At 62.4% G+C, this 25,688-nt stretch carries 29 protein-coding genes and 2 tRNA genes; 18 read left to right on the plus strand and 13 right to left on the minus strand.

Annotation, left to right across the window (positions count from 1 at the left end):
• Nucleotides 1-75: 75 nt before the first annotated feature.
• A tRNA-Ala gene (locus GJR96_RS14695) sits at nt 76-147 on the minus strand.
• Nucleotides 148-249: 102 nt separating this feature from the next.
• Nucleotides 250-798, minus strand: a complete 549-nt coding sequence (locus tag GJR96_RS14700; RefSeq protein WP_154326239.1) for a helix-turn-helix transcriptional regulator — start codon at nt 796-798, stop codon at nt 250-252.
• A gap of 268 nt (nt 799-1,066) precedes the next feature.
• Here GJR96_RS14700 and GJR96_RS14705 point away from each other — a divergent pair, with 268 nt between their 5' ends.
• Together GJR96_RS14705 and GJR96_RS14710 are read left to right on the plus strand one after the other, a co-directional pair.
• A complete protein-coding gene (locus GJR96_RS14705) occupies nt 1,067-1,399 on the plus strand; it encodes a hypothetical protein (RefSeq protein ID WP_151163614.1) in 333 nt (110 codons plus the stop codon).
• A gap of 47 nt (nt 1,400-1,446) precedes the next feature.
• Nucleotides 1,447-1,665, plus strand: coding sequence for a hypothetical protein (locus GJR96_RS14710; RefSeq protein ID WP_058573491.1), 219 nt, complete (start codon nt 1,447-1,449; stop codon nt 1,663-1,665).
• 34 nt (nt 1,666-1,699) lie between these two features.
• Here the strand turns inward: GJR96_RS14710 and GJR96_RS14715 are convergent, their stop codons facing one another.
• The 3 genes from GJR96_RS14715 to GJR96_RS14725 all read right to left on the minus strand — a co-directional run bounded on the left by GJR96_RS14715 (nt 1,700) and on the right by GJR96_RS14725 (nt 3,600).
• Nucleotides 1,700-2,566, minus strand: a complete 867-nt coding sequence (locus tag GJR96_RS14715) for a potassium channel family protein (protein WP_151163615.1) — start codon at nt 2,564-2,566, stop codon at nt 1,700-1,702.
• Between the two features lie 52 nt (nt 2,567-2,618).
• Nucleotides 2,619-3,251: a hypothetical protein gene (locus GJR96_RS14720; RefSeq protein WP_151163616.1), complete on the minus strand. Its 633-nt coding sequence runs from the start codon at nt 3,249-3,251 to the stop codon at nt 2,619-2,621.
• A 277-nt stretch (nt 3,252-3,528) separates the two neighbouring features.
• Nucleotides 3,529-3,600 (minus strand) — tRNA-Ala (locus GJR96_RS14725).
• Between the two features lie 225 nt (nt 3,601-3,825).
• Here GJR96_RS14725 and GJR96_RS14730 point away from each other — a divergent pair.
• Genes GJR96_RS14730 through GJR96_RS14745 form a run of 4 tightly spaced genes read left to right on the plus strand, consistent with a single transcriptional unit; the run spans nt 3,826 to nt 6,307 of the window.
• Nucleotides 3,826-4,293, plus strand: a complete 468-nt coding sequence (locus GJR96_RS14730; protein ID WP_151163617.1) for a 30S ribosomal protein S15 — start codon at nt 3,826-3,828, stop codon at nt 4,291-4,293.
• 4 nt (nt 4,294-4,297) lie between these two features.
• Nucleotides 4,298-5,419, plus strand: coding sequence for an exonuclease (locus GJR96_RS14735; RefSeq protein ID WP_151163618.1), 1,122 nt, complete (start codon nt 4,298-4,300; stop codon nt 5,417-5,419).
• Nucleotides 5,416-5,658 (plus strand): KEOPS complex subunit Pcc1, encoded by a 243-nt coding sequence (locus GJR96_RS14740; protein WP_151163619.1) that lies wholly within the window; start codon nt 5,416-5,418, stop codon nt 5,656-5,658. The genes GJR96_RS14735 and GJR96_RS14740 overlap by 4 nt, the downstream gene beginning before the upstream one ends.
• Nucleotides 5,651-6,307 carry a 30S ribosomal protein S3ae gene (locus GJR96_RS14745; RefSeq protein ID WP_151163620.1) on the plus strand — a complete coding sequence of 219 codons (657 nt, stop codon included), beginning with the start codon at nt 5,651-5,653 and terminating at the stop codon, nt 6,305-6,307. Before GJR96_RS14740 ends, GJR96_RS14745 begins: the two co-directional genes overlap by 8 nt.
• Nucleotides 6,308-6,794: 487 nt before the next feature.
• Here the strand turns inward: GJR96_RS14745 and GJR96_RS14750 are convergent, their stop codons facing one another.
• Nucleotides 6,795-7,241, minus strand: a complete 447-nt coding sequence (locus GJR96_RS14750; RefSeq protein ID WP_151163621.1) for a cupredoxin domain-containing protein — start codon at nt 7,239-7,241, stop codon at nt 6,795-6,797.
• 129 nt (nt 7,242-7,370) lie between these two features.
• On the opposite strand from GJR96_RS14750, the gene GJR96_RS14755 reads away from it, so the two are divergent.
• Nucleotides 7,371-8,042: a protein sorting system archaetidylserine synthase gene (locus tag GJR96_RS14755; RefSeq protein WP_151163622.1), complete on the plus strand. Its 672-nt coding sequence runs from the start codon at nt 7,371-7,373 to the stop codon at nt 8,040-8,042.
• A 2-nt stretch (nt 8,043-8,044) separates the two neighbouring features.
• Here GJR96_RS14755 and GJR96_RS14760 read toward each other — a convergent pair whose 3' ends face one another.
• Both GJR96_RS14760 and GJR96_RS14765 read right to left on the minus strand, forming a co-directional pair.
• Entirely contained in the window at nt 8,045-8,302 is a 258-nt protein-coding gene (locus GJR96_RS14760) for a hypothetical protein (protein ID WP_151163623.1), read from the minus strand.
• Between the two features lie 132 nt (nt 8,303-8,434).
• On the minus strand, nt 8,435-8,710 hold the full coding sequence (locus GJR96_RS14765; protein ID WP_151163624.1) for a DUF7111 family protein: 276 nt from the start codon (nt 8,708-8,710) through the stop codon (nt 8,435-8,437).
• 110 nt (nt 8,711-8,820) lie between these two features.
• Here GJR96_RS14765 and GJR96_RS14770 point away from each other — a divergent pair, with 110 nt between their 5' ends.
• The gene (locus GJR96_RS14770) at nt 8,821-9,135 is read left to right on the plus strand and encodes a DNA-binding protein (protein WP_151163625.1); all 315 of its coding nucleotides are present in this window, start codon (nt 8,821-8,823) and stop codon (nt 9,133-9,135) included.
• Nucleotides 9,136-9,140: 5 nt separating this feature from the next.
• On the opposite strand, the gene GJR96_RS14775 is transcribed toward GJR96_RS14770, so the two are convergent.
• A complete protein-coding gene (locus GJR96_RS14775) occupies nt 9,141-10,283 on the minus strand; it encodes an acyl-CoA dehydrogenase (protein WP_151163626.1) in 1,143 nt (380 codons plus the stop codon).
• A gap of 104 nt (nt 10,284-10,387) precedes the next feature.
• Here GJR96_RS14775 and GJR96_RS14780 point away from each other — a divergent pair, with 104 nt between their 5' ends.
• Both GJR96_RS14780 and GJR96_RS14785 read left to right on the plus strand, forming a co-directional pair.
• Nucleotides 10,388-11,464 carry a phytoene/squalene synthase family protein gene (locus GJR96_RS14780; protein WP_151163627.1) on the plus strand — a complete coding sequence of 359 codons (1,077 nt, stop codon included), beginning with the start codon at nt 10,388-10,390 and terminating at the stop codon, nt 11,462-11,464.
• Nucleotides 11,465-11,645: 181 nt separating this feature from the next.
• Nucleotides 11,646-12,494: a cytochrome c oxidase subunit 3 gene (locus GJR96_RS14785; RefSeq protein WP_151163628.1), complete on the plus strand. Its 849-nt coding sequence runs from the start codon at nt 11,646-11,648 to the stop codon at nt 12,492-12,494.
• Between the two features lie 93 nt (nt 12,495-12,587).
• Here the strand turns inward: GJR96_RS14785 and GJR96_RS14790 are convergent, their stop codons facing one another.
• On the minus strand, nt 12,588-14,246 hold the full coding sequence (locus tag GJR96_RS14790) for a potassium channel family protein (RefSeq protein WP_151163629.1): 1,659 nt from the start codon (nt 14,244-14,246) through the stop codon (nt 12,588-12,590).
• A 54-nt stretch (nt 14,247-14,300) separates the two neighbouring features.
• Between GJR96_RS14790 and GJR96_RS18300 the strand changes: the two genes are divergently transcribed.
• The 4 genes from GJR96_RS18300 to GJR96_RS14810 all read left to right on the plus strand — a co-directional run bounded on the left by GJR96_RS18300 (nt 14,301) and on the right by GJR96_RS14810 (nt 18,312).
• Complete coding sequence (locus GJR96_RS18300) at nt 14,301-14,645, plus strand: hypothetical protein (RefSeq protein WP_225317745.1); 345 nt, start codon at nt 14,301-14,303, stop codon at nt 14,643-14,645.
• Between the two features lie 67 nt (nt 14,646-14,712).
• Nucleotides 14,713-17,130, plus strand: a complete 2,418-nt coding sequence (locus GJR96_RS14800; RefSeq protein ID WP_151163630.1) for a penicillin acylase family protein — start codon at nt 14,713-14,715, stop codon at nt 17,128-17,130.
• Nucleotides 17,127-17,465, plus strand: a complete 339-nt coding sequence (locus GJR96_RS14805) for a hypothetical protein (RefSeq protein WP_151163631.1) — start codon at nt 17,127-17,129, stop codon at nt 17,463-17,465. The genes GJR96_RS14800 and GJR96_RS14805 overlap by 4 nt, the downstream gene beginning before the upstream one ends.
• The gene (locus GJR96_RS14810; protein WP_151163632.1) at nt 17,458-18,312 is read left to right on the plus strand and encodes a CDP-alcohol phosphatidyltransferase family protein; all 855 of its coding nucleotides are present in this window, start codon (nt 17,458-17,460) and stop codon (nt 18,310-18,312) included. Before GJR96_RS14805 ends, GJR96_RS14810 begins: the two co-directional genes overlap by 8 nt.
• On the opposite strand, the gene GJR96_RS14815 is transcribed toward GJR96_RS14810, so the two are convergent.
• The gene (locus tag GJR96_RS14815; protein WP_151163633.1) at nt 18,309-19,214 is read right to left on the minus strand and encodes an SAM-dependent methyltransferase; all 906 of its coding nucleotides are present in this window, start codon (nt 19,212-19,214) and stop codon (nt 18,309-18,311) included. The genes GJR96_RS14810 and GJR96_RS14815 overlap by 4 nt on opposite strands.
• A gap of 172 nt (nt 19,215-19,386) precedes the next feature.
• Here GJR96_RS14815 and GJR96_RS14820 point away from each other — a divergent pair, with 172 nt between their 5' ends.
• Entirely contained in the window at nt 19,387-21,513 is a 2,127-nt protein-coding gene (locus GJR96_RS14820) for a DUF7527 domain-containing protein (protein WP_151163634.1), read from the plus strand.
• A gap of 239 nt (nt 21,514-21,752) precedes the next feature.
• Here GJR96_RS14820 and GJR96_RS14825 read toward each other — a convergent pair whose 3' ends face one another.
• Entirely contained in the window at nt 21,753-22,058 is a 306-nt protein-coding gene (locus tag GJR96_RS14825; protein ID WP_058573470.1) for a hypothetical protein, read from the minus strand.
• 232 nt (nt 22,059-22,290) lie between these two features.
• Between GJR96_RS14825 and GJR96_RS14830 the strand changes: the two genes are divergently transcribed.
• The 3 genes from GJR96_RS14830 to GJR96_RS14840 all read left to right on the plus strand — a co-directional run bounded on the left by GJR96_RS14830 (nt 22,291) and on the right by GJR96_RS14840 (nt 24,559).
• Nucleotides 22,291-23,628 (plus strand): adenylosuccinate synthase, encoded by a 1,338-nt coding sequence (locus tag GJR96_RS14830; RefSeq protein WP_151163636.1) that lies wholly within the window; start codon nt 22,291-22,293, stop codon nt 23,626-23,628.
• 120 nt (nt 23,629-23,748) lie between these two features.
• Nucleotides 23,749-23,934, plus strand: coding sequence for a methytransferase partner Trm112 (locus GJR96_RS14835; RefSeq protein WP_013035425.1), 186 nt, complete (start codon nt 23,749-23,751; stop codon nt 23,932-23,934).
• A 43-nt stretch (nt 23,935-23,977) separates the two neighbouring features.
• Complete coding sequence (locus GJR96_RS14840; RefSeq protein WP_151163638.1) at nt 23,978-24,559, plus strand: DUF7524 family protein; 582 nt, start codon at nt 23,978-23,980, stop codon at nt 24,557-24,559.
• A 42-nt stretch (nt 24,560-24,601) separates the two neighbouring features.
• Here the strand turns inward: GJR96_RS14840 and GJR96_RS14845 are convergent, their stop codons facing one another.
• On the minus strand, nt 24,602-25,687 hold the full coding sequence (locus GJR96_RS14845) for a DR2241 family protein (protein WP_151163640.1): 1,086 nt from the start codon (nt 25,685-25,687) through the stop codon (nt 24,602-24,604).
• Nucleotide 25,688: the final 1 nt, after the last annotated feature.

The raw sequence follows: 25,688 nt of genomic DNA on the forward strand, positions 1-25,688 counted from the left end.
TCCCGCGAGCGAAGCGAGGGGGAGTACGGCGAGTCCACGAACGACTGACGGAGCGAAGCGACGGAAGGAAGTGAGTGGACTCGCCGGGATTTGAACCCGGGGCCTCTCCCATGCCAAGGGAGTGATCTACCCCTGATCTACGAGCCCTCGAACGCATCCTTCCATTCCCCGGTCGAATAAATAAGGGCTTCGAATCGTCGGACCGCTGTGGGGCTATCGCGTGGCACGAACCCGATTCCGACGGCCGAATCACTCCTCTTCAGGGGTCCGGTTCGGGTCAGTGAAGACGACGAGTGTGCCGCCATCAGTCTCTCTTCGCTCGATGTCACCGGTGGCGACGAGTCCGTCGAGCACGCGGCGGGCGTGTGCCGGCGACCAGTCGAGGGCCTCTTGCAACACGTCCTCGAACATCCGACCGTTGTTCTCGTGCAGGAGCGAGATGACGCGCTCTGAGTCGGAGCGTGAGTCTACTGTCGATGCTGCTGCAGGTGGTGTCTGGGTGGTTGTATCGGATTTGTTTCGTCCGCGAAGGATACCCGCAGCGACGAACCCGACTGCGAATACCGCGAGTGCACCCAGCAGGAGCAAGGTCTGGTTGTTCGATTCCTCGCCGCCAGTGTCGCCGTCACCGCCGTCGTCGGGGGCGTCTGTCGCTGGCGGCGCGTCTGTTGGCTCCGCAGTCGTCTCGACCGGTGGTTCGGTCACTTGCTCTTCGGTCGTCTCGTTGGTGCCGTCTCCCACGCCCTCACCGACACCGGCACACCCCGCGGTCACTACGAGAAATGCGAGAATAGCCACCGCGAAGACATTGCGTCTCCGTCGAGCGTCCCCCACTGGAATCACCATGAATACCTATTCGTCAACAAACACGGTAGCTATTGTTGGTGGAGAATCTCCGTTTTGTCAGCGCGTGCTAAATCGTTCAAAAACGCCGAGAGGTACAGATTTTAAGAACATCAAAGGTTACTAGATATTTTCGAAGAGTCAGGTCTGCCTTCCTCCCAAACCAGTCATAATTAAATAATGTTTGACAAATCATATCCATCACGGCGTCGATGTATCGGGTATGGCCCGAGTCCGAGACGAACTGAAGGAAGCGAGTGAGAGCATGAAACGTGCCCTCGACGAAGCGCAAGAAGACGTAAGCGAAGGCGTGAGTGACGCGTCGGACCGAATCTCACGTCTCGTCGACAACGCGAGAGAGGACACAGAAGAAGCGACGGCGGACCTCCGGACGGACATCGACGGAGTGATTGCGGACATCGACCGCCTCATCGACGAGACAGCAGACGAGACGCGGAACTATCTCGAAGAGACGCGCAATCGCCTGCACAACGCCCGTGACGCACTCACCGGACGGTCGGACGACTCGACCGGTGGGGAAGAAGCAGAAACCTGAGCAGCGAACCGGTTCTGTTTTTCCGTCCGTCCGAAAACCAGTGGAGTATGCCCAGTGATGACGACGACGCACCACTCGTCCCAATCGTGTGCGAAGCGTGTGAGACGACGTCCCGGATTCCGCTTTCGGACGTTCCTGACACGATTCAGAAACACAACGACCAATTACACGACGGCGAGGATATCGCACAGGTGGACCCCGAAATCGTCCGTCACGTGACCGACCTCGCTGCCGAAGACATCGGCGTATCCGACGACGACGCGTAATTCGACGACGCTCGACTCTCCGTCTCCCCGCTTCTCAGTGATTCGTCGGGCCAGCGGAGTCGAGTGATTCTCCGCAGTGTGGACACCGGTTCTGAGACGCGTCGTCGCTCGACCGAGTTGGTCCTGTTTTCGGTTCGTCCTGCGCAGACTCAACGTCGTGCTCCTGTTCTCGCTCGGCGAAGAACCCTGCCGCCAAGATACTCGACGGGAGCGCGAAGAACGCGATTCCACCGAAGGTCGTAATCGCACCCAGCAGGCGACCCAACGGCGTAACCGGAACCACGTCACCGTACCCGACGGTGGTGAGCGTCACGACGCCCCACCAGAGTGCGTCGGGAATCGAACTGAAGGCCTCCGGTTGGGCACCGTTTTCGGCGAAGAACATGAGTGTCGAAGAGAGGAGGACGAGTGTTCCGGCACCGATGAAGGCGGTGCCGAGGTCATCGCGCTGAGCAGCGAGAACTCGCTTGAACCGCGTTCGGGACCTATCGAGGCGCGGGATGTCGAACATCCGTGCCAGCCACAGAACGCGAATTCCACCTAACGTCTCTGGGTACACAAAAAACGTGGGCCAGAACACGACGATGACGACCAAATCGAGGAGGACGAAGGGTTGGCGAACTAGTCGAAACCGTCCGTCCGAGCCTCGATATACTCTCGATGTCGCCGCCGCCCAGATTCGGACGGCAAAGAGGAGTGTGAAGAGAGCGACCGAGACGACAGCGAACCCGTCGAACAACAGTGGGGCCGCATCGTAGAGTCGGTCGATGCTCTGAAGCACGACGGCGACGACGTTCAACGACGCGAGAACGAGCGCAACAGATTGGAGACGCTGCCCGACGCGGCTCTTCGTCTCCGGGTCGACTAGCCTCCACGTCCGGCGTTTCGTCGAACTACTCATGGGTGACATATCACCGTATACAGGTAAAGTGTCGCCGCCGGCCCAGCCAAATTCAGATGAGCTCAAAGAAACCGGTGTCTCTCTCCAGTATGTTATTCTTTAGGTCCCAATGCTGAATCTTATCTAGCCCTCGCTCATACCCGCCCCTCCATACTCGACGAGCCAGAGCGACTACTATGATTCCGAGAATCGAAGAATTACTACTCAATACCTTAGCATTCCATCCTCGTTTGAATAGAAGAGCCGAATCGCGCTCACGTGGCGACGCAGAGGAGAAGCAGGCTAGATTGATTAATGCCTTTGTGAACAGCAATCCATGGTTAATCAGGGTAAAGAACAGAAAAACAGCGATAGAAGGAATAAATGCAGGGACTGAGGCCACCCCAAAATGTGTGAGTATTAGATATAAGCCCGATCCAAGTGCCCCTCCCGTGAGACCATCAATTATTTGGAGCTTATCGATTCCATCCTCAACTGTTAGGATTTTTTCTTGAGAGTTCTGAATGGAACTGTCGACTTCCAAAGCTAATTCTCGGGAGTTAATGTCCCACGACATATTCTCTCGATTTTCTTCCCAGATTTCCTTAACGTCGTCTCGAAAGCCGACTAAGTGTCCCTCGGCAAAAACTTCAGAAAGCTCTTGCTCCGCTTTGATGAGCTGAGATTGAAACGGCTTTTCGGCCATCTTCACACGTCAATTAGACGTGATTTGGCAAAGGGATTTCCCAAGGGGATGAGTCACAAAGGATGGAAACACTCGATTCATAGCGTAGGCTTAGGTGCGGGGCCCATTCAAATTCGATTTCAGATAGAGATGGGTGTGGTCGATAAACGCAACTAACTCTGTTTGCAAAACTATCGGCAGAACTCGGTGGACTCGCCGGGACTCCCGCGAGCGCAGCGAGGGGGAGTACGGCGAGTCCACGAACGACTGACAGAGCGAAGCGACGGAAGGAAGTGAGTGGACTCGCCGGGATTTGAACCCGGGGCCTCTCCCATGCCAAGGGAGTGATCTACCCCTGATCTACGAGCCCTCACCACCTCGTAGCCGCCACCTGTTTAGAAGCCCTTCGATTCGACGTCGGCACGAGTCGAAACGGTTTAACCCGGCGCGCGTGGAGAATCCAACGGGAATCCAGCACGGCCGCAAATCTGACGTGCCCACATGAGTGGGCTTGGGATTGCGGTAGTGCCCCAGCAGTCGCCAGTGCGACTGCGGGCACTCGTTTCTGCGGTCAGTGCGGTTCCAACCCGCAACAATGGCACGAATGCACACCCGCCGCCGTGGCTCGTCCGGTTCGGACAAGCCCGTGGCAGACGAAGCACCGGAGTGGAGTGACGTCGACGCAGAAGACATCGAAGCACGCGTCGTCGAACTTGCCGAACAGGGCAACGACCCCAGCCAGATTGGCCTCGCCCTGCGCGACGAAGGCGTCAAGGGCGTCCCGGTTCCGGACGTCAAACTCGCCACCGGCAAGAAAGTCACCACCATCCTCGAAGAGAACGACGCGTCCCCGGACCTTCCGGAGGACCTCCGTAACCTGATGGAACGCGCAGTTCGCCTCCGTGAGCACATGGAGGAGAACCAGCAGGACAAGTCCAACCGTCGCGCGCTCCAGAACACGGAGTCGAAGATTCGCCGCCTCGTCTCGTACTACCGGGGCGACAAACTCGACGACGACTTCACGTACAACTACGACGTCGCCGTCGAACTCCTCGAGAAGTAAGTAGATGTCTCCGAGTCCCGCCGAACAGACACCCGCCGCCGAGGCCGCCGCAGTGCTTCGCGAGGCGACGTTCGTTCGCCTCCGCGTCCACACCAGCGGTGCTGCCGTCGCCACGGCGGGCGTCGTCGGGCGGGCACTCGAGACACTCGACGTCCCCTTCCGTATCCGGGCGACCGACACCCCCGACACTGCCGCACACGACGACGTTGCGGCCGTCGTGGGACTGTCGGACGCCGATGCCGACCTCGAACTCGAACCGCGTGACGCTGTCGCTGTCGTCCGCGAACTCGGTGTCGACCCCGACCCGGTGGTCGCGCTGGCAGGCCTCCACGCCGCCGGCGTGTCGCCGGAGGACGACACTGAACTCACAGACGCGGCGACTGACGCAGGTGTCGAGTCCCGACCCGGTGTGGCCGTCCCGACGGGCGACCTCGCCGACGGACTCGCACACTCGACGCTCGTCCACGCACCGTTTTCGGCCGACACAGAGCGCACACAGGCGGAACTCGCCGAACTCGCACTCCCGGCCGAACTCGACGCAGACGCGCACAGACGTGTCGCCTCCCTCGTCGCACTCGATGCGACAGGTGGCGAGGCGACACCCCGCGCGGCGACCGCTGTCGAGCGTCTCTTGCAACCGGACGCGACCCCGAACGGCCCGTTCGCGACCGTCGGTGGCTTTGCCGACGTTCTCGATGCGACCGTTCGGGAGACGCCCGGTCTCGCCGTCGCACTGGCGCTGGGTCACGACGCACGTGACGCAGCGCTCGATGCGTGGCGCGAACACGCGCAAGCGACGCACACAGCACTCCGAGAGGCGACGACCGGCCGCTACGAGAGCCTCTATGCGCTCTCGTGTGACCTCTCGTCTCCGGGACGCCTCGCGACAGTCGCGCGCCTCGCCCGCGACTTTCGGTCGCCGGAACCGACCGTCCTCGCGGTTGGAACCGGTGCTGCGGCACTCGTCTCGACCGGCCCTGCCGGCCTCGACGAGCAACTCGCCGCAGCAGCAACCGAACTGGGCGACGCGTCGGCGACTGGGTCAGAAGCAGAAGCGACGATGCGGTTCGACCCGTCGGTCGAGCCGAAATCGGTCGTCACGGCCGTCAGGGGGGTGCGCCGATGACTCGGCGGGCGACCCTGCGGACCACACACGACGACCCCGAACTCGTCGCTGCGGCACTCGGCCCGGACAACACGGACTCGATGCAGACGACTATCGATGGGGACGAACTCGTCACGACAATCGAACGCGATTCGACCGGTGGACTCCTGTCTACGGTCGATGATTACGTCGTCAACGTGACGGTCGCACAGACCGTCATCGCAGCAACACGAACGCACACAACCACTAACCATGAGTGAACGATCCGTCTCTAAGCAGAAGCGCGGAAAGCGATGGTACACCGTCATCGCTCCCGAGAATTTTGACCGCCAGGAACTCGGCGAAACCTTCGCCGACGAACCCGAGAAGGTCTACGGCCGTACGGTCGAAGCGACCCTCGGCGAACTCAACGACGACCAGGGCGCGAACAACGTCAAACTCACCTTCAAGGTGAACGACGTCGGCAGCGACGCGGCCTACACCGAGTTCATCCAGCAGGAACTCACCCGAGACTACCTCCGTAGTCTCGTCCGCCGCGGCGCGTCGAAGGTCGAAGCCAACGTCACGGCTGTGACGAAGGACGACTTCCGTGTTCAGGTCCAGCCTGTCGCCTTCACCACGAAGAAGGCAGACCGCAGTCAGGAACACGAGATTCGCCGCATCATGATCGACCTCACCCGCGAGGCCATCACCGAACGAACCTACGACGACCTGACCAACAGTATCACCGAAGGCCGTCTCTCGTCGGCTATCTACGGCGAGGCGAAGCAGATTTACCCGCTCCGCCGCGTCGAAGTCAAGAAGTTCTCTCTCGAGGCCCGTCCCGAGGAGATCGAGGCCGAAGAAGAGGCCGCAGTCAGCGTCGACCAAGAAGACGTTGCCGTCGACGTCGACGAAGACGCCGAGTAAGTCCGCCAGACTGGCGGTCTGAATTCCACTTTCGATTTTTCACGGTGTCGAACAGTCGGATACCAGCGGGACCATCCACCGAGTCGTCGCTCCTGAAATGCAGTCTTCGGTGGTACTATTGCGCACTGAGTCGAGAGGAAACTGTGACCCTCCTCGGCATCGTGCTCGTCTGCGGACTCGCGGTCGCAACGATCACATCTTCTGCTATCTACGTCGATTCCGTCCGGTCTGGGCTATCACCCTCGAAGGGGTTGGTTCGGAGTGTCTCGATTGGAACCATCAGTTTTGCTGGCCTCGCTCTCTCGTACGTGTTTCACGACGGAATCAAGTACGTGTACTATTTTCTGCTAAAACCGAGACCGATTGCCAGCACGCCGTACGAATCACTGTTGGTCGTTCTCGCTACGGGGGTCGTCTTGAGCCAACTCCCGACGTGCTATTACCTCACGAACGTCCGGTCTGGGCGTCGGTGACGAGTGAAACTCGGTTACTCTTCGACCACAACCGTCCCGACCATCCCGGCCTGTTCGTGCGGGATGCAGAGATACTCGTACTCGCCGGGTACATTGAACGTGTACGAGTACGTCTCGCCGCTATCGATGAGGCCACCGAGTGAGTTCGAGTACGACTTGCGGGCCGTCTGTTCGTCCTCGTATCCGCCGCTGGCGAAGAACTCCGCACCCTCGGGGAGGACGCTCTCGTAGGCGGTGACAGTGTGACCGCGCGAACTCGTGTTTCGCCACACGACTTCGTCGCCGACTTCGACGGTGACGACCGGTGGGTCGAACGCGACGGCGGTCATCCCGACGTCGAACTCTCCGTTGGACGCCAGCGTCGTTGCACACCCGGCGAGGCTGGCAGTTACGGCCGTCCCCGCGGCGGCGAGAAACGCGCGTCGTGTCTGGCGGCCATCTGAGGACCCATCGTCTCGCATAGCCGAGTCTCGGGACGCGACGGATAAATGTCGCATGGTTCACTCGCCGAACCTTCTGTGGGGACCCGACTGGCCCGACAGCACGAACGGAACGTAAGAGGCAAAGGGGAGGTACGCAATCGCAACGGTATGAGACCCCGATTCGTCGGCCGGTTAGGCCTCGCGGACGTGGTCACCGCCGGCAACGCGGCACTCGGGTTCGTCGCTGCGGTGTTGACCGCAATCGACGTTCGCCTCGCCGCCAAGGCGATTCTCCTCGCCGCGATAGCCGACGGACTGGATGGGGTCGTCGCCCGCCGCTACGGTGGAACAGAAGCCGGACCGTACCTCGATTCACTCGCCGACGTGGCCTCGTTCGGTGTCGCACCGGCACTTCTCGTCGTCACCGTCGTCCGGGAGATGTGGGCCTTCGACCGACTGCGAGTCGTCCTCGGCGTCGCTATCGCGGCACTGTTCGTCGCTGCCGCCGTGATTCGGTTGGCCCTCTACACCGCCTACGACAGCGACAGCGACGAAACAGTCGGCGTGCCGACGACGCTCGCCGCGACTATCCTCTCGGCCGGCGTCCTCGTCGGGTTCGTCGACCCGATGCTCCTCGTCGTCCTCTCGGCTATCATGGCCGGACTGATGCTCTCCGACGTGACGTACCCAGACTTACACGCGCAGGACGCACTCGTGATGGGCGTGGTGCAGGGACTCGCCATCGTCCTCTCTGGGTCGCTCGGAGAAGGGTTCGCGTTCGGCTTGCTGTTCTTGGCGCTCGGCTATCTGTTCTTGGGGCCGCGGTTCTACTGGGGATAGCACTAGTACCGACCATCGTCGAACAACTCCGGCACGACGAGTGCGACAGCAAAGACGAGGATGGCGACGACAACTAAGACGGCCGGCCCCATCTGCGGGTCAATCCCGAGCGTCTGTGCGACTCCCCTCGCAATCGGGTCTGTTTTCGACTCGATGCGCTGGCCCACGAGGCCAGTTGCACCAACACCGATGCCCGCGGTGATGACGGCCGGGGGACCACCGGCTTTCACGGCGCGTCTCAGGAAACCCTGCCTGAACATGTGAGAGGCACACACTCGGCTCCGATAAAAGCGGTTCCCCGTGGAACCAGAGACGTCCGCGACTCGCCTACAGCGCGAACGTCACTGTGATAGCACCCCGTCGAATGGTGGACGGGACGCTCTCGCCTCGCGTCACATCCCCATGTCCGCCGCATCCTCCGGAACCGGAAGGTCCGTCGGCGAGACACCGAGGAGTTCTGCGGCGTGGTCGAGTGCCATGTCGAATCCGTAGTAGCGTTCTAGCTCGTCGCCATCGACCGTCGGGCGAACTTTGAGCATCGCATAGCCGCTGATGTTCTGCGCCACGGCGGCGGTTCGACCCTCCCGGTCAAATTCGAGGACGCGTTCAGTATCGGTGACGTAGTACCGTGCAGTGATGTCGTTGGCAGACGCCTCCTGTTCGGTCATAACCGCCGCTAAGGACTGGGGTGTGTCTAATGTACCGGTTCTCTCGAAGACCAAGACGAGTCACGACTGCGGAACGAAAGTGACGTGAGTCTCACCTTCGAGGTGGAGGTATGTGGTTCCAGAGCGGCCGGCGACGTGACCTCTGCGCCATCCTCTACGACGCAGGCGAACTCCGGGGACAGAAGTTGAAGACGCGACTCGAGAACTACTACGACATCCGACTCGACCCGCAGTCGTTCTACGCGACGCTCGACGCACTCGTGGATGCGGGCCACCTCGAACGACGAGTACGGGGGATACACGACGTGTATGGACTCACCGACGAAGGAGCGAGACGGGTCGAATCGTACTACGCGTGGCTCACCGAACGCGTAGAAAGTGGCGAAAAGCGGACGGCGGACGCCGACGTGCGGACTACCGACTGACGCGGTTACTTCTGGACCCAGTCGCCGATGGTGTTGCGGAGAATCTCGCTCGTTCCCTCGTATATCTCGTTGAGTTTCGCGTCGCGGTAGTAGCGTTCGGCGGCGAAGTCCTTGGTGTAGCCGTAGCCACCGTGAATCTGGATGCCTTCGTTGGCGACTTCACGAGAGATTTCAGAGGCGTAGAGCTTCGCCTGTGCGGCCTCCTTGATGAACGTCTCGTCGCGCATCTTCAGGTCTGCGGCCTTGTGCATGAGGAGTTTCGCGGCTTGCACCTTCGTGTCCATGTCGGCGAGTTTGTGCTTGATGGCCTGGAAGTCGCCGATTGGCTGGTCGAACTGCTCGCGTTCGCCGGCGTACTTCACGGCGTCGTCGAGGGCCGCCCGCGCGATACCGACAGAGCGCGCCGCGATGGTGATGCGGCCACCGTTGAGCGTCTTCAGTGCGTGGATGAACCCGTCACCCTCGTCGCCGAGGAGTCGGTCTTCGGGGATACGCATGTCGTCGAAGCGGAGTTCGGCAGTCGGACAGCCCTTGTCACCGAGTTTGTGCTCCGTGCCTTCGACGATGAATCCGTCGTCCTCCTCGGGTCGGACGACGAACGAGGAGATACCCTTGTTGCCCGCGTCGGGGTCAGTCTTCGCGAACAGGATGACCGTATCGGCGACCGAGCCGTTCGAAATCCAGAGCTTCCCGCCGTTGACGACGTACTCGTCGCCGTCTTTGACTGCCGTCGTCTCCATGGCGGGTACATCGCTGCCTGCGCCGGGTTCCGAGAGGGCGAACGCGCCGATATCTGTCCCTTCGTTGACCGGCGTGAGGTAGGTCTGCTTCTGGTCTTCGTTCCCGAACTCGTAGAGCATGTTGCCAGCGAGACTCGTGTGCGCGGCGACGATGGTACCCAGTCCACCGGAGCCTCGCGAAATCTCTTCGAGGCCGATAGCGTACGAGTGGTAGTCGAGGCCCGCGCCACCGTACTCCTCAGGGAAGGGCATCCCCATCAGGCCCAGTTCGCCCATCTCTTTGACGAGGTCGGCAGGGAACTCGTCGGTTTCGTCGATTTCGGCCGCCCGAGGTTTGACCTCCTCGTCGACGAACTCCGCGACCATGTCTCTGATTTGCTTCTGCTCAGCAGTGAGCGTGAAGTCCATGTGTGGTTCTTTCATCGACTATGCTTATGATTTTCTGCTACGGAACGCCGAGCCTCGCCCCACGAGACTTTTTATCCCCCCTTCCGTATTGGTGAACACTCCGAATGTCTCGACACGCCGATGCCCGGCCACCGGCAACCGACGACGACCTTGACTGGTGTCACGATGCAGTTCAGGGTGTCTCGCGTACCTTCGCCCTCACCGTGGACGTCCTCGACGAACCGATGTCTTCCTACATCTGTATTGGCTATCTCCTCTGCCGAGTCGCCGACACCGTGGAAGACTCGTCGTCGATTTCGCCCGGCGAGCAGGCCCATCTCCTTCGACTCTACGACAGCGCACTCGACCCAGACGACGACACCGACATCGACGAGTTCGTCGCTGCGGTCGAACCACATCTTCCACCCGAAGGCGAACGTTCCGACGACTGGATGGTCGTCGCGAACGCCGCCCGCGTCTTCCGCACGTTCGACGCACTCCCGGACGACGTTCGCGAGGCGGTCACGCCGCCCGTGCGCGAACTCGTCTCGGGGATGGCGATGTTCGTCGAACGCCACTCGGATACGGGCGGCCTCCGTATCCAATCGCGCGAAGAACTCGAAGAGTACTGTTACTACGCCGCGGGGACCGTCGGCAACCTCATCACGAACCTCGTGACGCGGGGGAACGTCGACCGCGAACGCAGTTCGCGCCTCTACGACACGGCCGAGGAGTTCGGCTTGCTTCTCCAACTCGTCAACATCGCCAAAGACGTTCACGACGACTACACCGCCGAGAACAACGTCTACCTCCCCGCCGAATGGTTGGACGAAGAGGGCGTCCCGCAAGAGGAAGTCGTCGAACCACAAAACCTGAGCAAGACAGCGTCCGTCGTCTTCCGGACGGCCACGCACGCCAAGTCGTTCGTCGACGACGCCCAGACCTATCTGGAGACGGTTCCACTGCGCGACGGCAATACGCTCGCCGCGTGGGCAATTCCGTTCCTCCTCGCGGTTGGCACCCTCCGGGAACTCCTCGCCAACCCGGAGCACGCGGTGACCGGAGAAGGCGTCAAAGTCTCGCGCCAAGAGGTGTTCGCCGTGGTGTCGGCCATGAACGGCGCCAGTTCCGAATCACTCGCCGAGATGCGGAACACCATCGCTCGGCAACCGTTCCACCGGACGACCACGAACGCCGACTGAGGCGTACCGCCTTCTCGCTTGGGTCGCCAGCCTCGACAGCGTCGGGGCGAGAACGAAGACTGTTGTTTCTCCGAGAGACCACGGAATCACGTCGGATTCCAGACGGGTCGACTGTTCGGTGTCCACGAGTGACGGGCGGGTTTTGGGAGGATTTTTAGTAGCCGAAGAATAACGGGCGTCTATGAGTACCGAAGAAGCACACGACGACCACGGCCACCACCTGCCGGCGGTCCAGGACTGGCCGCGCGGCTTCGGCGAGGCGAGTTGGTGGCCGTTCGTCACCGCCGTCGGGGGCGCAGGCATCTACACCGGTGCCGGTCTGTACGTCATGGGACAGGACGGAATCGTTGGGTCGGCGCTCGGCCCCGCCGTGTTCATCGGCAGCATCTTCCTCTTCCTGGCCGGTATCTACGGCTGGTTGTACCACGCCTTCGTGAGCCACTTCTGGTCGCGCGACGCGAACCAAAAGAGTGCGGCGAAACTCCGCTGGGGCATGATTGCCTTCCTCGGGTCCGAACTCGCGACGTTCGGTGCGCTGTTCGCCTATTACTTCTTCATCCGCGCAGGAGCGTGGCCCCCGCAGGAGCTCCCACCACTGACCGGGTCGCTCGTGTTGGCGAACACTGCCCTCCTGATTGCGTCGAGTTTCACGCTCCACTGGGCACATATCGCCATCCGTAACGAGAACCGTCGAAACTTCATCCTCGGCCTCGCCGCCACGCTCCTCCTCGGGGTCATCTTCATCGGCGGTCAGGTGTACGAGTACTACGAGTTCATCGTGCACGAAGGGTTCGACCTCACGTCGGGTATCTTCGGGTCGGCCTTCTACGGCCTCACCGGCCTCCACGGGCTTCACGTGAGCATGGGCGCTGTGCTTCTCGGCATCGTGTTCGTCCGCGCACTCCGCGGTCAGTACTCCGCCGAACGCCACGTCTCCGTGAGCACGGCCTCGATGTACTGGCACTTCGTCGACGTCGTCTGGATTTTCCTCGTCGTCGTCCTGTACGTCGGCGCGGAAGTCGGCGCGTAATCGTTCGGACCACGACTACCTTTTTCGCCGAAGTAACCTGTCAGCGACGGCGCTCGGACTGTCGTCTCGTCGAACGACCCCAGTGCGACGCCCTCAGCCGAACTGCTCGTTGAATCGGTAGATATCTTTGTCGAGGCCGGCGACGACGAGGTCGTCTTCCGACTGGACACGCAGGTCGGGCCCGACTTCGGTGAGGAGTTCTCCCGCACGCTCGACGGCGATGATGGTGCAGTTCGTCTTCGCTCGCACGTCCGCCCCGGCGAGCGTTCGCCCGACGAGGCCCGGTGCCTGCGTCCGAACGATTTCTATCTGGGACTGCGGCGCGATGACTTCCTCGTCGAGGACCGTCGACGCGAGCATGCGCCCCGCGACGGTGGAGAGTGCCAGCACGTAGTCCGCCCCAGCGCGGTAGAGTTTCGAGATGCTCTCGGTCTCGTTCGCCCGCGCGATGACTTCGGTCTCTTCGGAGACACGCTCTGAGACGAGTGTCGCGAACACTGCCGTCGTGTCGTCGTCGAGGGCGAGGAGGACGCCGCGCGCTTCGGTGACGTTCGCCTCCGCGAGCGTCTTCGGGTCGGTGATGTCACCGACCACGTCCACGCCGGGTTTCGGCTCTTTGTCGACGACGAGATGGGGGACACCCGAACTCGCGAGTGTCTCTGCGGCCGTCGACCCGACTTCGCCGTACCCCGCGACGATGACCGTTCCCCGGCGGAAGCGACGCGCCGACGAGAGGGTGAGCGAGCGAAGTTCTTCGAGTCGCTTCTCGCGCCCGACGACGAGGAGAATCGTGTGTTCGTCGATGACGTCGTCTGGCGCAGGTGGCGAGACGAACTTCCCTGAGAACCACGCCCCGATGACGTTGACGCCGGTGAGACGGGCGATACCGCTCTCGGCGATGGTCTCACCTTCGACCGGACTCCCGCGCTGGACCAGCAGTTCTGCGACTTCGAAGTCCTCACCGATTTCTATCGCGTCACCGAGTGCAGAGGAGACGGACGTGGTCGCCTTCCCGGCGAGACTCTCACCGAGGAGTCTGCGGGGCGAGACCACCTGGTCCGCACCGGCGTAGCGGTGATACTCCGCGACGCGAGGGTTTTCGATGAGACTGACGACACGACTCGACGGTGCGGCCTGCTTCGCGGCCAAGATGATACTCGCGTTCGTCTCGTCGTCGTCGTCGGCGACGATTGCGAGCGTTTCGGATGCGTTCACCGCTTCCAGCGACTCGACCGATTCGGGGTCGCCGTGGACGACTTCGTACCCTTTTCCGAACAGGTCTTCGGCGAGGTCACGGTCCGATTCGAGGACGACGTACGGGACGTCCATCGCGTCGAGTTCGTCGACGAGTGCGTCTCCACGCGGAGTGAACGTGCAGATGACGACGTGGTCCGAGAGGTCGGTGGACGTCGGCGGCGCGGTCCGTAACGCGTCTTCGACGAGTGGAACGAGGAACAACGGGAGCGTGAGGAAGACGGTGGTCACGCCGGTGAGTTGCATCAAGATAGAGAGCGCGAGCAGTGGCGGTGAGTCGACCCAGAACCGCGTCTGTTCGCCGTACCCAGTGGTCGTGAACGTCTCGACGACGACGTGGAGCGACTGGAGGTAACTCACGTCCTCACCGGCGAACTGCCCCGCCGCCCAGCGATAGACGACTGCGTAGGTGAGCATCAACGTTGCCGCGCCCGCGAGGTAACGACCGAGACGAGATTTCGCTTTCGACAAACCGGGGCCGTCACCCGAAATAGACATACCACTCGCTATGCCCCCCGGTGTCTAAAAGGGTCCTGCCGTCTGACGGATTCTATGGGCCGACGGAGAGACGCCGAACTCGCACTCGTCGTCGCGATACCCGTCGCAGTCGGTGTCGCCGTGCTTCGCCCGCCGAGTACGCTCAGTGCGATTCTCGTCGGCATCATCGGTGCACTCGTCGTCGAAGCACTGTTGCTCCGAGCGCGGTCCCGCGTGCGAACGCTGTGGGACGACCAGCGGGTACAGGTCGTCGCCGTCGTAACGACACTCGTCGCTGTCGGCGTCGCCGTCGAGACGGTCGGTGCCAGCGTCCTCGTTCTCGTCCTCTCGGGTCTCGTGACCTATCTGCTCCTCCTCGTCGGCGTCGAACTTCGAGACTGGCAGACTGGGCGACCGTAGAACTCGGCGTCCGTTCACAAACGTCATTTGAGGAATACTTATCCGCAATCCGGACGCCCCTTTGGGTATGAATACCACGACCCGCGCCGCCGTCGCCGTTGTGTGTACCGCGGCGCTCGTGGCCACGTCGGTCCTCGGAGGGTCGTTCCTCGGACTCGCTGCCCCGTTGTCAGGCGACCTCTACGAATCGGCCGCCCCCGAAGGGGCGACACAGGTCGACAGTCCGTACGGGCCCGCGAGCGTCTGGTACGACGACGACGGCGTCCCGCACATCGACGCGGAGAACGAGGAGGCACTCTACTTCGCAGTCGGGTACGTTCAGGCGCGTGACCGACTGTTCCAGATGGACCTCCAGCGACGACTCGTCGGCGGGGAACTCTCGGCCGTCGTCGGCGAGTCGACGCTCGAATCCGACCGCTTCTACCGGAGTCTCGACTTCCAGTCCGCCGCCGAGGCGTCGTGGCAATCGGTTCGCGGAACCGAGGTTGGAACCCCAATCGAGGCGTTCACCGCCGGGGTGAACCACTACGCTGGAACGGGACCACTTCCGCCGGAGTACGCTCTCCTCGACGCCGAGTTCGAGGCGTGGACGCCGACCGATACCCTCCTCGTCGGCAAACTCATCTCGTGGCAACTGTCGGGGTCGTTTGCCGACCTCCGCCGAGCGACTGCGGTGTCGCGTCTCGGAACGAACGCCACGGAACTCTACCCGGCGACACTCGACCACGACGTGCCCATCATCCGTGACCCTGCCGAGTCTGATGCGGCACCGTTCTCGCCGGCGGATGTCGTCGAGAACGCGTCTGCGACGAACGCGAACGTCGGTGGCGACTTCGGTGCCCTCGCCGAGTGGACCGACGCCTACGACAAAGACCCGACCTACGGGTCGAACAACTGGGTCGTCTCTGGCGAACACACCGCGTCTGGCAGACCACTCCTCGCGAACGACCCGCACCTCGCACTGACCGTCCCACCCGTCTGGTACGAGATGCACCTCTCGACCGACCAGATGGACGTTCGCGGTGTCGGATTCCCCGGCATCCCGATGGTCGTCATCGGCCGAACCGCAGATGCCGCGTGGGGCGTGACGAACGTCGGCGGCGACTTCACCGACCTCTACACCTACGAGATGCGCGACGGCGGATACGTCTACGAGGGCGAGGTCCGCGAGTTCGACACCGAGACGGAGACGATAGAAGTCGCCGACGGCGAGAACGTCGAGATAGCCGTTCGAAAGTCGGTCCACGGGCCTGTCATCGAACGCGGCGGCCGGACCGTCGGCGTCGCGTGGCCGGGGTTCTCCGCGACGAACGAGTCACTCGGCGTCTATCGACTCAACCACGCCGACTCGGTTGACGACATTCAGGACGCACTCCGCATCTGGGACGTGCCCGCGCAGAACTTCGTCGCCGCGGACCGCGCGGGGAACACGCTGTACTACCCCGCCGGACAGTACCCGATTCGCGTCACCGACGGTGAAGTCGTCCGCGGAGACACCATCTTCGACGGGTCCGCCGGAGAGGGTGAGTGGCGTGGGTACGAACCCTACGGCCAATCCTCGTGGGACGGATTCGTGCCGTTCGAGTCCATCCCACACGTCGAAAATCCGGACGTCCTCGCCACGGCGAACCAGCGAACCATCGACGGCCCGGCGTTCTACATGGGTACCTCTCTGACCTACGCCGACCCCTACCGCGGGCAGCGCATCTACGACTTACTGGACGACGCCGTCGCAGACGGAGACGTGACTGTCGAGACGATGCAGCAGGTACAACGCGACGTGCGCTCCGAGGCGGCGACCGGATTCTCCCCATACGCGACGAGTTCCGACGCTGTGGCGCAGATGTCGCCCGGCGCACGGGAGTTGTCCGCCGAACTCGAGGGCTGGGACGGTCAGATGCGCGCCGACTCACGCGCCGCACTCGTCTATCGCATCTGGGTCGACGAGTTCCGAACCGCGACGTTCGCCGACGAGTTCGAACCGCAGGGTATGGACGACTCGTACTACCCGCGTCTGTCCGTCCTCCAGCGACTGGACGCCGACTCCCAGTGGTACGACAACCGTTCGACGTTGGAACACACGGAGACCCGTGCCGATATCTCCGCACAGGCGATGAACCGCACCGCGGACCGACTCGACGAGGAGGGATGGGAGACCTACGGCGACTTCAACACGCTCGATATGAACCACCCGTTCGACCGTGAGTTCACGAACTACCCCGAGCGCCCGATGAACGGGTCGCGTTTCACCGTGTTCAACTTCCGCTCCGCCGGGTCGACGCAGGCGGGCAGTAGTTGGCGGATGGTCGTCGACTTCTCGGACGAAGACGACTCACTGGGCGTCATCCCCGGCGGTCAACGCGGTGTCTTCTGGTCCAGCCACTACCACGACCAACTCGACGAGTGGGCCGACGGCGAGTACAAGGCGCTCACACTCGACCGACCGTCTGGGTCGCCCGATATCGTCTTCGGAGGTGGCCAATGAGCGTCCTCTCCGAGGTCCGAACCGGGCGGCGCGCCGAACTCGCGTTGGTCGTCGCCACGCTGGTCGGACTGGTCGCCGCGTCGTTCCACTGGACTGGCCTCGTCGTCGGCGGTATCCTCGTTGGTCTCCTCGCAACGTCAGTTCGCCGCGCCGTCGTGCAGGGACTCACCTTCGGTGGGGTTGCGCTCGGCGTCCACGTCGCCCGTCTCTGGTGGCACGGGGCACTGGACCCGTTCTTCCAGACCGGGCTCATCCTCGTGCTCACTGTCGGCATCGGATTCGGTCTCCCGACAGTGGCCGCCATCGGTGCACGTGCCATCGTCGACGATGTCTGAGAACTCACCGACCACGACTGAGCGCACTCTGTCGACGGCGACACGACAGACTCGCCGGCGAGTTCTCGGTAGCGGGTTGTTCGCAATCGTTGGCGTCGTGAGCGTGGGGGCCGCCCTCAGAAGCGTTGCTGGCGCTGTGAGCGCCGCGAGGTGGACGACTGGGGCAGTGCTCGTCGTCGGGGGACTCTGGGCCTACACGTACGCCCACGCGGCAGAGAACGTCCACACGAGTGAGTGGAGAGGCAACGAGAGAGTGAGTTACGAGACGCTCGGTGCCCCTACTGTCGTCACACTGGCCCGAGGCGTCCTCGTGGCTGGTATCGGTGGACTCGCTGGTGTCGCTGCGTTGGGTCCCGCTCCCGACTGGGTGCCGTGGGTTGCTGCACTGGCCTACGGTGTCGCCGTCGTGCTCGACGTGCTGGACGGGTTTCTCGCCCGTCGTCTGAACCGCGTCACGGAACTTGGCGGACGACTCGATACCGCCGTCGACGCGTTCGGCCTCCTCGTCGCCCCGCTCACGGCCGTCGTCCTCGGTGAGTTGCCGTGGTGGTATCTCTCGGTCGGTGCGGCACGGTACCTCTTCGTCGCCGGTCTCTGGTGGCGCACGCGGACCGGGCGGCCGACGTTCGACCTTCCACCGCGAACGTCCCGCCGTGTCCTCGCTGGCCTCCAGATGGCCGTCGTTCCGATTGCACTCGCACCGGGAGTTGCCGACAGGTGGATGCCTCTCGTCGCTGGTCTCGCCGCGAGCGGTCTGCTCCTCGGATTCGGTCGCGACTGGTTGTACGTCTCTGGCCGAATCGACGTGGAGACGCCTGCGCCGAGAACTCCCCCGACGAAAGATTAGCCGAGTTGTGCGAGAATATCGACGTTGTGGGCGATGTACGAGAGTTGGTCGCGCTCTAACTGCTGGTGTCGCGTCGCAAGCCACCGTTTGAGCGTCTCGTTGTCCACGGTCTCGGCAGCACCGACCGACTCTTCGACGAACCCGAGGATTCGGTCGAGAAAGACACGTTCGTGGTCCTCGTGTTCTGGGTGGACGACCCAATCGGACCCGCCCGCACTGACGATGTTCGCGCCGAACTGCGGGAGGACCGAGAGGAGGTCCGCACCGGCGTCCGTCCCTGCGCTGTCGCCGTCGTGCATCGTCTCGTGGTAGGCGGCGAGCACCTCGTCGTCTGCCTCGTGTGACGGGCGGAACGCCGTTCTCCCGTCGAAGGTGATGGGTGCGTAGAGGTACCCGCCGTCGACGAGGCGAGAGACGAGTGAATCGACGGCGCGGCGAAGTGGAAGGAGGTCGAACACGGCGTGCGCGATGACGAGGTCGAGTGCCTTCGGGAGGGCCGACATGGCGTCGAAGAGGTCGCTCGTCACGTACGTGAGCGAAACGCGCCGTCCGTGGCGCTCGATTCGGAACCCGTCTCGTGTCGGTTCGGCCGACCATCCGGCGGCGTGCGACCACTTCGCGAAGGCTTTCGCCGCTTGGTCGGCCATTCCCGTTCGCCGGTCGACCATGACGTACTTGATGTCGTCGTGCGCGTCGAAGACGCCCCACGAGAGCAGGCGACGACACATCGCACCGGTCCCCGCTCCGACGGAGACGACGCGGAGCGGTTCGCCCGGATTCGACTCGGCGTGGTCTTCCAGACGGTCTCCGAGGTCCGCGAGTGTCGGTCGGTGGAGCGCGTGGTCGTCCACCGTCTCTTTGGACCGGAGGTAGCGAACGAACGCGTCGTCGTGTCTGGTCACGACCGATTCGTCTCGTCGGGATGGTATAATCGTTCTCCCGACGCATCGTCCGTCGGTCGAAAGTGGTCATCTCCGAACTACCTCGACCTGTGTCTCCGATGGGGCCGATGTGGCTGGTTCCCACGGAATCGCCCGGAAAGTATTTGATTCACTTACTGTGATGTAACGGCAAATGGATAGCGAGATCATCGACGCGGTGACTGGGTGGGATTCCGCACCGTCGGGTGGGGGTTACGGTGGCCTCCGGTCACTCGCGGACGACGGCTTCTCCGGTGCCGTCGTAGCCGGCATGACGTGGGGCTTCATGCTCAACGGTCGTCTCCTCGGCGTCTTCGAGGGGACGATAGCCGACTTCGACGACGAATCGTTCGAGGCCTACCGAGCGCCAGACGCATCGCTCCCGCTTCTCTACACGATGAAAGAGACTGGCGGCGAGGTTCGCGCACAGTACTACACGGAAGATACGCCGCTGACCGACGCCGACGGAACACTCTCTGCAGGTGGGTTCACCGGGTACGTCGAACTCTCCGAGAACGTTCTGTCCGGTGATTACTACGTCGTCTACCACGGTGGGAAGTCGATGAGTGTCGCGTTCGTCGGAAACAGCAAACGTCTCGTCACGGACGACGAGGCGTTCGAACTCGCCGACGACGAGATTGGCATCTACAAAGTCTACGACGTGGACATCGACCTCGTCGAGATTCCAGACGACGAAAGCGACGACGCGGCAGCTGAAGACGAGTCGACAACGGGGACAGCAGGTACTGTTTCCGAGGCCGAGACGGCGGGGAGCGTCGACGACGAAGAACAAATCGAACCCGCGAGTGACTCGTCGTCTCCCGAGACGACGGCGGTAGACGCTGCCGAAGCATCCAAGTCGTCTGGTGCGAGCGCGGAGTCTTCGAGTCCGACACGGGCAGACACGACAGGCGAGTCGGCAACAGCGACCACATCCGACGAGTCCGTAGCACAGGCGACGGCACCGGTCGAACGAGCCGAACCCGGTGACTCCAACGGCACGTCGGGGACGTCTTCGGTCTCGTCTCCGTCGTCGGCACCGGCGACGGGTGCAAAGAACGGTAGCGATTCAGCCCAATCCGCCGACGGTGAGACCGGCGACGACGTGTTCTCTGCCGAGGCTGAGTGGCGAAACGCACGGTCGATTCCGTCGCTCGACCCGCGCGATTCAGAAGGCGAGACTGCCGGCGAACGACCCGGCTCTTCTCGTCGGCCTCGAAAACGAAGAGACAAGAACGAGTCCAAAACGGCCTCGTCCAGACAGGGGACACAGCAACCGAAACGGGCCTCAGGTCGGTCTTCGAGCGCTTCCTCGGACGCGAAGCAGTCGGCGAAGTCGGCGACAGCGGCGTCGTCGAAAGCAGTCATCTCACTTAAAGAACAACTCTCGGAGGTCAAAGCGGAGCGTGACCGCCTCGAATCCGAACGAGATGCCATTCAGAAGGAACGCGACGAACACCAATCTCGCGCGGAAGAACTCGAGCGTCGAGTGAACGAACTCGAATCCGAAGTCGACCGCCTCAGGTCGGAACTGGACGAGGCCGGACTCACGTCCACCGACCGGTCGATGTCGGCCGACGAAGCGCTTCGCGGGACGAACCTGTTCGTCCGCTACGCGAAGAAGAGTGGCGCGACACTGGAGAAGGCCCACGCTGGGCAGGCAAAGCGCGAAGACGTCGTCGAGAACCTCCGTCTCGAACACCACACGACGTTCGACACCGACGGACTCGGCGTCGACGGGCAACCGTACGAGGAGTTCCTCCACGAGGCCCCCGAGTACGGGTTCGCCAAGTGGGCCGTCACCGACCTCCTCTACGAGATTGGTGAGACTGGCAACCGGTCGTCGCTCTCCGGCGTCTTCGACTCCATCCCGAAAGCGGACAGAATCGAACTCTACGGGACCGTCTCGGTGCCGATTGGTGAGGGAGAGACCGAACCCCGAAAGTTCGACGTCATCTTCCGGGACCAGATGGGTAACCCACTGTTCGTCGCCAACTTGAACAACTCTCGCGACCCGGCCACGCAGTCGATGGTCACGCGACTCATCAAAGATTCGAAGGCCGTCGCCGAGGCCAACGAGTCGCTCGGGTCGGCGTTCGTCGTCACGAAGAGCTTCTTCGAACCGGACGCCCTCGAAGCGGCCACCGCCGAGACCGGTGGCGGACTGCTGAGTCGCTCGAAGCGCAAGAGCTTCGTGAAACTCTCGCGGAAACAGGGCTACCACCTCTGTCTGGTCGAAGCCCGAAGCGGCGAGTTCCACCTCAACGTCCCCGACCTGTAGTCGGGTGACCGAATCTTCTCGAGACGTTCGCAGGTCGAATAGTAGACACAGTGACGAGAGAACGGGGGCAGAGAAGAGCGACACCGCTCGTGAATGGTCACGAACGCCTCGTGCAGCCCCGTGTCTCGAACCCGGACGGGGCGTGCCGAGGGGTCAACCGTGGACGCGGGCGTCTCCGCGACGGTCAGAGGTGACTCGTCGTGGTAATCAGAGACAGAACGACCGCGTGTATCGGAATCTTAGCTCTCGATTTCAGCTGCTTCTTCGATCTTCATCGATTCGAGCTTGGTGACAATCTCGTCGAGCTTGTCGTCGAGTTCGTCGACGAACTCGTCGGTTCGCTCGGTCTTGATCGCACCTTGGCTGGAGGGCTCGATAAGGTTCTCTTCTTCGAGAACGCGGAGCGAGTACCGAACCTTGTGGTGGGGGTAGCCAGTCTCGTTCGACATCTTGACGATGCCAATCGGCTCGTTATCGATAACCATCTTCAGGACCTGGAGATGGCGCTCCAACATATCGACTTCTTTCTCAAGTCGGTCTATCATGCCATTTGTTAACTCTTCTTGGGAGGCTTTAAGCCTTGCCCTCCACGTCGGCGAATAATAAGATATCGCGACCTATACGAGGAAACTAAATAACCGTTGTGTTATTCGTCGCCACGGTAATGCGAGTTCGTGGCTTGAATAGCCGTACGCGACACAAATATATGCACACATATGTATTCCTCCTCGGCCAGTACCGTAATCTGTTTAGTGCGGCGCGGGGAACGGCCGACGTATGACTGTTACCATCGTCGGTTCGCAACTCGGCGACGAGGGCAAAGGCGCACTCGTCGACCTGTGGGGCGGCGACGCTGATATCGTCGTCCGCTATCAAGGCGGCGACAACGCCGGCCACACCGTCGTCGAAGACGGCGAAGAGTACAAGTTATCGCTCGTCCCGAGCGGGGCCGTCCGCGACAAAGTGGGCGTGCTCGGAAATGGGTGTGTCATCAACCCCCGGACGCTCTTCTCCGAAATCGACGCCCTCCGCGAACGTGGCCTCGACCCTGACGTGCGTCTCGCCAAGCGTGCGCACGTCATCATGCCGTACCACCGTCGTCTCGACAACATCGAAGAAGAGGCGAAAGCCGACTCCGACTCCGACCTCGTCGTCGGTACGACCGGACGCGGCATCGGCCCGACCTACGAGGACAAAGCGGGTCGTCGCGGCATCCGCGTCGGCGACCTTCTGGACCCCGACGTGCTCCGCCAGCGACTCGAGTACGTCGTTCCGCAGAAGAAAGCCCTCATCGAGGACGTGTACGGACTCGAAGCAGGCGAGGAGTGCGACATCGAAGCCCTCGTCGAAGAGTTCACCGAGTTCGGCCGTCGCCTCCGCGAAGACGACATGGCCATCAACTGTGGTGACTTCCTCGCAGAACGCCGCGAGGCGGGCGAGAACGTGATGTTCGAGGGCGCACAGGGGACGCTCATCGACATCGACCACGGCAGTTACCCGTACGTGACCTCCTCCAACCCGACGGCCGGCGGCGCGGCGACGGGGTCCGGTGTCGGACCGACCGTGGTCGGGCAGGGCGAAGTCGTCGGCATCGTCAAGGCGTACCTCTCTCGCGTCGGCGAGGGACCGATGCCGACCGAACTGAAGGACGACGAACGCGACGAAGAACTCGCAGACTTCATCCGCGAGAAGGGCGGCGAGTTCGGGACCGTCACCGGCCGCCCGCGCCGTATCGGATGGCTCGACATGCCGATGCTCCGCCACGCCGCCCGTGTCAGCGGCTTTACCGGCATCGCCGTCAACCACCTCGACGTACTCGCAGGCCTCGACGAGGTCAAGGTCGGACACGCCTACGAACTGGAGGGCGAAGAACGACTCACCATGCCGGCGACCACCGAGCGCTGGGCCGAGTGCGAACCCGTCCTCAAGGAGTTCGAGACGTGGCCGGAAGTCGACTGGGCCGAAGTCGCCGAAGAAGGCTACGACGCCGTCCCGGACGCCGCACAAGAGTACCTCGAGTACCTCTCCGAGGAACTCGACGTGCCGATTTACGCCGTCGGCGTCGGTCCGGACCGCGCACAGACCGTCCACCTCGCAAACCCGTTCGACGAGTAATCTCGCCGCACAGGCCGGCGAGCGAATCGTCACGTGACGAACGACGGGACGGTCCAGAACCCGTCGGCTGACGGCGTCGAACCCGTACGCTTTTACTTCACGCAATCCACCGTCACGACGATGAAAGAATCCCTGATGGACATCCTCTGTGACCCCCTCGACAAGAGCGAACTCGAGTTGGAAGTCGACGAGCGAGACGGTGACGAAATCATCGAAGGACGACTCATCGGCACGGTCACCGGTGAGGTGTACCCCATCGAGGACGGTATTCCGAACCTCCTGCCGCCGGACATGCGCGACGACTGACTGGACCTGAACGTTTTTCTATTCTCGACTTGACGGTGCTATCGTGTCGAACGCGCCGCTCACCGTTTCGCTGAACGCCGAGCGCCCTCACGACCTTTCGGTCTCGCCATCGTTCTCGACGACCGGTTCGTTCACCGTCGAACTCGAAAATCTCGGACAGGCGGTTCACGTCCACCTCAACATCGACGACGACCTCTCGCGCGTCGTCACGTTGGCCAACGGAAATCACTTCGTCGACGGCGGCCAGACGAAGTCGGTTCGGTTGCCGGTTTCGCCGCCGGCAGAACCGGTGAGCGGAAAGCTCAAAATCGTCTCCGGATACGGGTCGGAGACGGCGTACGTCGACGTGACCGTCAACCCCGGACAGGGTGGTAAACCCCCCGTCGAGATAGACGAGACGCTCTCGAAACCACCACAGGTCGAATCGAACGACGGCCTCGTGGGTTCGCTCGGCGAAGCCTTGCCACGGGTCGACCCACGAGCAGGACCGCTCTTGCTTCTCGCCGCCGTCGCACTCGCCCTCGCCGTCGCTGTCGCATCGGTGTTCGAGAGTCTCGCCATCACACTCGGTGCTGTCGTCGTCGTGGGTGGGGTCTTCGCGGCGTTGACACTGGCGATTCGGTGAAAGAGACGCGCGACTGAAAGCCGCGTCCCGTCTTCGAGTCAGTTACTCGTCGTCGGTCGGGACGCCACAGAGGTTTCCGTCTTCGTCGAACAACTTCGCGCGGAGGAACCGAGTCCGGTACCGGTTGGCACCTTCGTACACGTCCGCCTCGCGGATGTCGTCGATTCGGCCGTCGGCGACGGCCTCGATGATTTCTTCGACCTGTGCTTTCTCCGACGGCGTCAGTTCGAACTCGTAGGTCTGCGTCTCTTCGCCTTCGAGACGCGTCCACTTTCGAGAGGCCGCGATGACGAGTGAACACGGTTCGCGGCACGGGAAGACGCCGTCGCCGCCGTCCACGTCGAGGTCCGTCTCGTCGTCGCACTGCCATTCGCGGCGCTTCACACACTGCGAGTCGTCACAACAGGCCTCGGCGACCCAGTCGACGTGTTCGTGGCCGTCGCCGCGGTTCCACGTCTCGATGACGCTGTACATCCCGGTCTGCCGACCAATCGTATCCTCCCAGTGTTCCACGTCGAGCGTTCCCTCGCGCTCGCGGTACCAGTTCGGAACGGACGCTGGGTAGAACGTCTCGACCGTTTCGACGAGAGTATGAGCGTCGATGTCCGGAAAGACCCATCCACCGGCGAGGTTGTTCCCTGACTTCAGTGGTCGGTAGCGACCGTTCTCGTCGTAGGTGGACAGTTGTCGGGCAGCGAGTGGGTCGTGGTACGGGTCCAACTCGTCTGTGTCCACGTCGGCATCGTCGACGTGCCGAACGTCGTAGACGCGTGTGTCATCGTCGAGTTCGACCGTGATTCGAAGTTGTCCCCACTCTGTGGAGACGCCATTGCGGAGCGCTTCGTATCGTTCGTTGAGGGGTCGTTCGTCGAAGCCTTCGACCCACTGCAAGAAGGCTCGACGGTGCTGGGATACGTCGCCGACAACGTCTGACCAGAAGTGCCAATCGTGGCCGGCTTCGTCCGCCCACTGCGTAAAGAGGTCGTACAGTTCGTCTTCTGAGAGGTTTTCGAACGTCATCTCTGGTGTGTCGAGGCGGTACGTCCCGTCCTCGAACGTGACTGCAAATCCGTCGTGCTCGATACCGTCCCTTGCAGCGTCTACGACCGCGTCGATGTGGTTGCTCACG

Origin of the sequence: Haloferax litoreum (genome assembly GCF_009674605.1) — an archaeon.
Classification (GTDB): domain Archaea; phylum Halobacteriota; class Halobacteria; order Halobacteriales; family Haloferacaceae; genus Haloferax; species Haloferax litoreum.